5 protein-coding genes and 4 tRNA genes are annotated in these 6,622 nt (G+C 43.3%); 8 read left to right on the forward strand and 1 reads right to left on the reverse strand.

From position 1 onward, the window contains the following. Positions 1–140 precede the first annotated feature (140 nt). From L2730_RS21775 to birA, 4 genes are all read left to right on the forward strand, one after another. Positions 141–231 (forward strand) — tRNA-Asp (locus L2730_RS21775). 824 nt (positions 232–1,055) lie between these two features. Beyond that, positions 1,056–2,639, forward strand: a complete 1,584-nt coding sequence (locus L2730_RS21780; protein ID WP_248976474.1) for a methyl-accepting chemotaxis protein — start codon at positions 1,056–1,058, stop codon at positions 2,637–2,639. A 94-nt stretch (positions 2,640–2,733) separates the two neighbouring features. Next, positions 2,734–3,753: a UDP-N-acetylmuramate dehydrogenase gene (gene murB, locus L2730_RS21785; RefSeq protein ID WP_248976475.1), complete on the forward strand. Its 1,020-nt coding sequence runs from the start codon at positions 2,734–2,736 to the stop codon at positions 3,751–3,753. Between the two features lies 1 nt (position 3,754). Then, positions 3,755–4,717, forward strand: a complete 963-nt coding sequence (gene birA / locus L2730_RS21790) for a bifunctional biotin--[acetyl-CoA-carboxylase] ligase/biotin operon repressor BirA (RefSeq protein WP_248976476.1) — start codon at positions 3,755–3,757, stop codon at positions 4,715–4,717. 6 nt (positions 4,718–4,723) lie between these two features. Here the strand turns inward: birA and coaA are convergent, their stop codons facing one another. Then, complete coding sequence (gene coaA, locus L2730_RS21795) at positions 4,724–5,674, reverse strand: type I pantothenate kinase (RefSeq protein WP_248976477.1); 951 nt, start codon at positions 5,672–5,674, stop codon at positions 4,724–4,726. A 233-nt stretch (positions 5,675–5,907) separates the two neighbouring features. Between coaA and L2730_RS21800 the strand changes: the two genes are divergently transcribed. From L2730_RS21800 to L2730_RS21815, 4 genes are all read left to right on the forward strand, one after another. Beyond that, a tRNA-Thr gene (locus tag L2730_RS21800) sits at positions 5,908–5,983 on the forward strand. Between the two features lie 7 nt (positions 5,984–5,990). After that, a tRNA-Tyr gene (locus L2730_RS21805) sits at positions 5,991–6,075 on the forward strand. Positions 6,076–6,110: 35 nt separating this feature from the next. Continuing rightward, positions 6,111–6,184, forward strand: a tRNA-Gly gene (locus L2730_RS21810). A gap of 195 nt (positions 6,185–6,379) precedes the next feature. Beyond that, positions 6,380–6,622, forward strand: a 243-nt coding sequence (locus L2730_RS21815) for a GTP-binding protein (RefSeq protein ID WP_248976460.1), incomplete at its 3' end; no start/stop codon positions are given.

Below are 6,622 nucleotides of genomic sequence, written 5' to 3' on the forward strand. Positions count from 1 at the left end.
TAGAATACCGGCCTGTCACGCCGGGGGTCGCGAGTTCGAGTCTCGTCCGTTCCGCCAACATAAAGACGAAAGCCTCTACAGAAATGTAGAGGCTTTTTTCGTTTACATGCTCAAGATTTAAAGCGATTAATAGTGACAACAGAGCGGAAGTTCAGTTGGTTAGGCTCTCTATGAACAGACTGCGGCCTGTCACGCCGGGGGGCGCGAGTTCGAGTCTCGTCCGTTCTGCCAACATAAAGACGAAAGCCTCTACAGAAGTGTAGAGGCTTTTTTCGTTTACATGCTAAAGCATTTAAAGCGATTAATAGTGACAACAGAGCGGAAGTTCAGTTGGTTAGGCTCCCTATGAACAGACAGCGGCCTGTCACGCCGGGGGGCGCGAGTTCGAGTCTCGTCCGTTCCGCCAACATAAAGACGAAAGCCTCTACAGAAATGTAGAGGATTTTTTCGTTTACATGCTAAAGCATTTAAAACGATTAATAGTGACAACAGAGCTGAAGTTCAGTTGGTTAGGCTCCCTATGAACAGACAGCGGCCTGTCACGCCGGGGGTCGCGAGTTCGAGTCTCGTCCGTTCCGCCAACATAAAGACGAAAGCCTCTACAGAAATGTAGAGGCTTTTTTCGTTTACATGCTAAAGCATTTAAAGCGATTAATAGTGACAACAGAGCGGAAGTTCAGTTGGTTAGGCTCCCTATGAACAGACTGCGGCCTGTCACGCCGGGGGGGCACGAGTTCGAGTCTCGTCCGTTCCGCCAACATAAAGACAAAAGGTTTTACTATTATTTATTCTAATTCCTAGTTAGCCACTTCTGCAAACGTCTTAAGTCATCACATTAGCCGACATTAAGTGACTTCACTCGCCTGCAGTTTTCTTATCAATAGCCTTGTCAGGTGTATGATTAACGCTTAATCAGCACTGGTCATTGCAAAGCTTCATTCTGATAGCATCGCAGAGACTTGTCGATAAAGTGAGCGATGCGATTGATTTAAATCAAACTAACTCATTGTTATTTCTGTCAATATACAACCAAAATAATAATATAAGGCGCCCTGATGAATCAGCAATCCACCTCCAATGTCGAACAGCCGATGACGCAAGACTGTATTTTGCTGTCTACTACAGATCTAAAAGGTAACATTAAGTATGCCAATGACGTTTTTGCCAATATGTCGGAGTGTTCTGCGAGCGAGCTGCGGGGACAGTCACATAATATTGTACGTCATCCTGATATGCCGAAGGCTGTGTTTAAATCTTTGTGGAGTCGTATACAAACGGGTAAAACATGGACCGGATTGGTTAAAAATAAAACGGTAACTGGTAAGTACTATTGGACGAGTGCGTACGTATCTCCAGTGTATGAGAAAGGTCAGTTGCATGAGTTCCAATCTATAAGGCGTAAACCAACAACTGAACAGGTGCAGGCTGCAGAAAAACTATATTCGAAATTGAACCAAAGTGATCGTGTGGCTGAACTTGAGAAACCACTGGTGAGTTTCGCTGGAAAGTTGAGTTTGTGGGGCAGCATTGTTGCGTTTAGTTGTGCGCTGCTAACGACTGTGTTACCCGCTCCTTTAGTGGCAAGTGTCGGAGCATTTATCGCTGGTTTAGGCTGTTACATTATCACTAAGCCATTACGAGAGCTGGCTGCTAAAGCTGCAGCTATAAATGATGATCCTATTGCGCGTAGCATATTCTGTGGCCGCCAAGATGAAATTGGTCAACTGGATTCAGCACTCAATTATTTAATCACTGAAACTGGGGGCGTCGTTGGTAGAATGGCGGACTCAGCTTCCTCTATCAGTGAAGAGACTGGTTCACTGATGCAAACCATTGTCGATACACATGGCCGAGCCGATAGTCAGAATTTGCAGACCAATCAGGTCGCAGCGGCAGTTGAAGAGATGAGTGCAAGCTTTGTAGAGGTTAATGACAACACTCAACAAGCTGCTCAAGAAATTAATTCAAGCCTTAAAGCTGCAGACTTAGGTCATGAACATTTGCTTAAGGTCGTTACTTCCATAGGCGAATTAAGAGAAGAGGTAGTTCAGTTTTCTGAAGTCGTTGATTCAATTGAACAGGATAGTCATGCTATTGCAAATGTACTTAGTGAAATAAAGGGGATTGCCGAGCAGACTAATCTACTAGCGCTAAACGCAGCAATAGAGGCTGCTAGGGCTGGAGAAACTGGTCGTGGTTTTGCTGTCGTAGCCGATGAAGTGAGGCAGCTTTCAATCCGTACTAGTGAGTCTACTGCGCAAATTAGCAATATTGTGACTAAATTTCAGAACAGCACTCAAACTGCGGCAGAAGCAATGGAAGTAAGTCATAAGAAGGCAGACTTATCTGCTGAGTTAGCAAAAAACGCCGATAGCGCATTTGATCAATTACGCGACTCCATAGGAAGGATTCATGAGATGTCGGAATTAAATGCAGTCGCAATGAACCAACAAACAGCCGTTGCTACTGAGATAAGCCAGGCAATAGTCGCTATTAATGACCTATCAAATGTTAACTTGGCGCGCACGGAAGAAGCTCAAATCAAGTGTGATCAGATGAATCGATTAGCCAACAAAACAAGGCTATTATCAACACAGTTTTGGCAACAAACAATAAATAGGAATGGCCGTAATCAGTAAATGTACTGTAAAGCTAACTTACTAGATAGGGCTACTGAGAGTAGCCGCTTTACGTTACAATACTGGATTCTTCAATGATTAATAAGACAACTCCTTGACAGATTTAACCTCACTGAAAGCACATAATACTTTTGGCCTTGAACACAGTTGCCGATCTCTGTTTATTGCTAAAACAACACCTGAGCTTAGCGCCTTTTGTAAACAGCTCTATCTTTCTGGTGAACCAATGCTGATCTTGGGTGGCGGCAGTAATGTTGTTTTGTGTGAAGACTTTGCAGGTACAGTAGTAGTCGTTGAAACTAAAGGAATAGAGCTAAACGTAACTGAAGGCCATTATTATTTAGCTGTTGAAGCGGGCGAAGACTGGCATCAACTTGTGTGTTACTGCTTGGATAAAGGTATCGCAGGATTTGAAAATCTGGCTCTAATCCCAGGGACTGTCGGCGCTGCACCGATTCAAAATATTGGAGCTTATGGAGTTGAATTAAAAGATCTTTGTGAGTGGGTTGAGTACCTAGATTTAGCGAGCGGTGAAAGCATACGCCTTAGTGTTGAGCAGTGCGGCTTTAGTTATAGAGATTCTATTTTTAAGCAGAATTTATCGGGCAAAGTGCTAATAACAAGAGTTGGTTTTAAAGTACCTAAAGTGTGGTTGCCTAGACTCGACTACGGTCCTCTTAAAATGTTGAATAATCCTGATATAACGCCAAAAACAGTATTTGATTGTATCTGTGCTACTCGCATGGAAAAGCTTCCAGATCCAGAAAAAGTTGGCAATGCAGGCAGCTTTTTTAAAAACCCCATTATCGAAAATGAGCAGTTTCAGGCTCTTGTTGCCCAGTATCCAAATATTGTAGGTTATCCTCAAGGGCATAGTCACACAAAAGTTGCAGCTGGTTGGCTGATCGAAATGGCTGGCTTAAAAGGTTACCAAGTTGGCGGCGCGGCAGTACATGAGAAACAAGCGTTGGTGCTTATCAATAAGGATAATGCCAGCAGTGATGATGTATTGTGTTTAGCAAGGCATATAGTAGATTGCATCTCTAAGCAATTTGCTATTAATTTAGAGCATGAACCTAGAATGATAGCCAGTACCAGAGAAAGGAGTTTATAGCATGGCAGAGCAATGGAACCGCAAAAGAAGCATATTAGCAGAGTTGGCTGCAGGTGATTTTGTCTCTGGTGAGCTGCTTGCAGAAAAGCTCGGTGTGTCACGTACTGCAGTTGCTAACCACGTATCCGCACTAGAAGACTACGGTGTGGATATTTTCAGTGTAAAAGGCAAGGGTTATAAGTTAAGTAATCCTATATCCTTAGTCGATGAAACTGTATTAAAAGGCGCTATTAGTCAACGTTGCTTCTATTTTGATGAGATTGAAAGCACCAATGGTTTTATTCTAAAGCATGCTGAAGATCTTGACTCTGGCGATATTTGTGTGGCTGAGTATCAATCTGCTGGACGGGGCCGACGAGGGCGAACTTGGGTTTCTCCTTATGGTTGTCATCTGTATTTTTCGATGTATTGGCAATTTCCTCAAGGGATGGCGCAAGCTATGGGCTTGAGTTTAGTGGTTGCTTGTTCGATTGTGAAAGTGCTTGAGCAACTTAATGTCGACGAGGTTGGGGTTAAATGGCCAAATGACATCTACCTAGCGGGTAAGAAATTGGCAGGTGTACTTATTGAGATGAGTGGCCAAACAGATAATGAATGTAATCTTGTTATAGGCATAGGGCTTAACATGGCGATGAGTGAACAGCATGGCAAGTCAATCGACCAAGCTTGGAGTGATTTAACTTCCCTTAAGAGTATGCCGAGTAAAACTGTATTGCTGAGTCTATTACAAAAACAACTCCAGCAAGATCTTTCACTGTTTCAAGAAAGTGGACTGACGCCGTTCCAGTCGAGATGGGAAGACGCAGATCTCTTTATTGGTCAGCAGATAAAATTGCTCATTGGAACAGATGAGGTCTACGGCATTTGTAGAGGGATTGATCAACAAGGAGCTGTGTTGTTAGAAACTGATGACGGTGTAAAAAGCTTTATTGGTGGTGAAATCAGCCTACGTAAGGCTGATTAATCGCTATCACTTTCTTAGAAGGACTTGATCCATTAGGTGATCTTGTCCTTTTTGCAAGATAAGGTGAGCGCGCTCTCGTGTCGGTTGGATATTGAGTGTTAAGTTTGGACCGTTAATGGTATCCCAAATTTTTGAGGCGATAGACGTTGCCTCATTATCCGTTAGCTGCGAGTAATGATGGAAATAGGAACTTTCTTCGCTAAACGCACCGGTTCTAAATTGTAAAAATCGCTCTATATACCACTTTTTCAATAACTCTTCTTCTGCGTCGACATAGATACTAAAATCGACAAAATCAGATACAAAAGGCCGTTTAGTATCGACGGCTGAGTCTTGTCCGGTTTGCAGTACGTTTAAGCCTTCGATGATGAGGATATCTGGTTGACGGATCCACTGATATTGGTCGGGCACTCGGTCATAGGTAATATGTGAGTATATTGGTGCGCTCACCGCAGCCTCTCCCGCTTTTATAGCAGAGATAAAGTCAACTAAGCCTTTCATATCATAGCTTTCAGGGAACCCCTTGCGTTGCATTAATCCACGACGTTTAAGCTCTGCAAGTGGGTGCAAGAATCCATCAGTAGTTATCAGATCAACTTTAGGATGCTCAGGCCAATGACTCAATAATGCTTGTAAGATACGCGCAGTAGTACTTTTACCTACCGCCACACTACCTGCAATACTGATTATGTAGGGCCTTTTGGGGGGAACGCGGCCAAGGAATTCATTGAGTGCTAAGCCTCTTTGCTGCTTTGCACCGACATTTAAGTTTAGGAGTCGGCTTAATGGCAGATAAATATCGGTGACTTCAGATAGCGATATTTTTTCATTAATTCCGCGCAGGTCTGCCAGATCATTTTCACTCAGTGTTAATGGCACTGATTCGCGTAATTCAGCCCACTGTTCGCGCTGAAAAGGTAAGTAAAGTGCATTATGAATTTGATTGGTTGGCGTCATTGCGAAGTTCTCCATTAAGGAGGGCACATTACACTATGAATTTATTATCGACAACCGCTACTGGATTAGATGAACAGCCAATGCTAGGTAAATAAGATTAATCGCTGTAAAAGTATCCGTTATGGCGAAAGTAAGCATAAAAAAGCGTCGTTTGAGCTTTTTTTTATAAAAAAAACGATTTTACTATTGCACTTGTGCTCACATTTCCATAATATCCGCTACCGAAATGACACGCCGGCATAGCTCAGTTGGTAGAGCAACTGACTTGTAATCAGTAGGTCCCGAGTTCGACTCTTGGTGCCGGCACCATTTCCCTGGAGGGGTTCCCGAGTGGCCAAAGGGATCAGATTGTAAATCTGACGGCTCAGCCTTCGAAGGTTCGAATCCTTCTCCCTCCACCATTTTCTAGGTAGTTAGGTAACCTGAAGTAGGTTGCGCGGATGTCGTATAATGGTATTACTCCAGCCTTCCAAGCTGATAACGCGGGTTCGATTCCCGCCATCCGCTCCAAATTCTTGCTGATAATACTTAATCAGTAGAAAGCACTCGATAACGAGTGCTTTTTCCAGTTTAAGACTACCTGTCAGCACGCCTCCTGCTTCATATGTACCTCAACTATCTTACTAACTGATTCGATGACATTTATGCATCGGATTTTTTGCTATATGCAGTTTCATCACCAGTACTTTGGATTGGGGCAATACCATGGCTAAAGAAAAATTTGAACGTAGTAAACCGCATGTTAACGTTGGTACCATTGGACACGTCGACCATGGTAAAACAACACTAACTGCTGCTATCTCTGCTGTTTTGACTAAAACATACGGTGGTGAAGTTAAAGATTTCGCACAAATCGATAACGCTCCAGAAGAGCGCGAGCGTGGTATTACAATTAATACTTCTCACATCGAATATGACACTCCATCACGTCACTACGCACACGTAGAT

Source organism: Shewanella kaireitica (assembly GCF_023284045.1).
Taxonomy (GTDB): domain Bacteria; phylum Pseudomonadota; class Gammaproteobacteria; order Enterobacterales; family Shewanellaceae; genus Shewanella; species Shewanella kaireitica.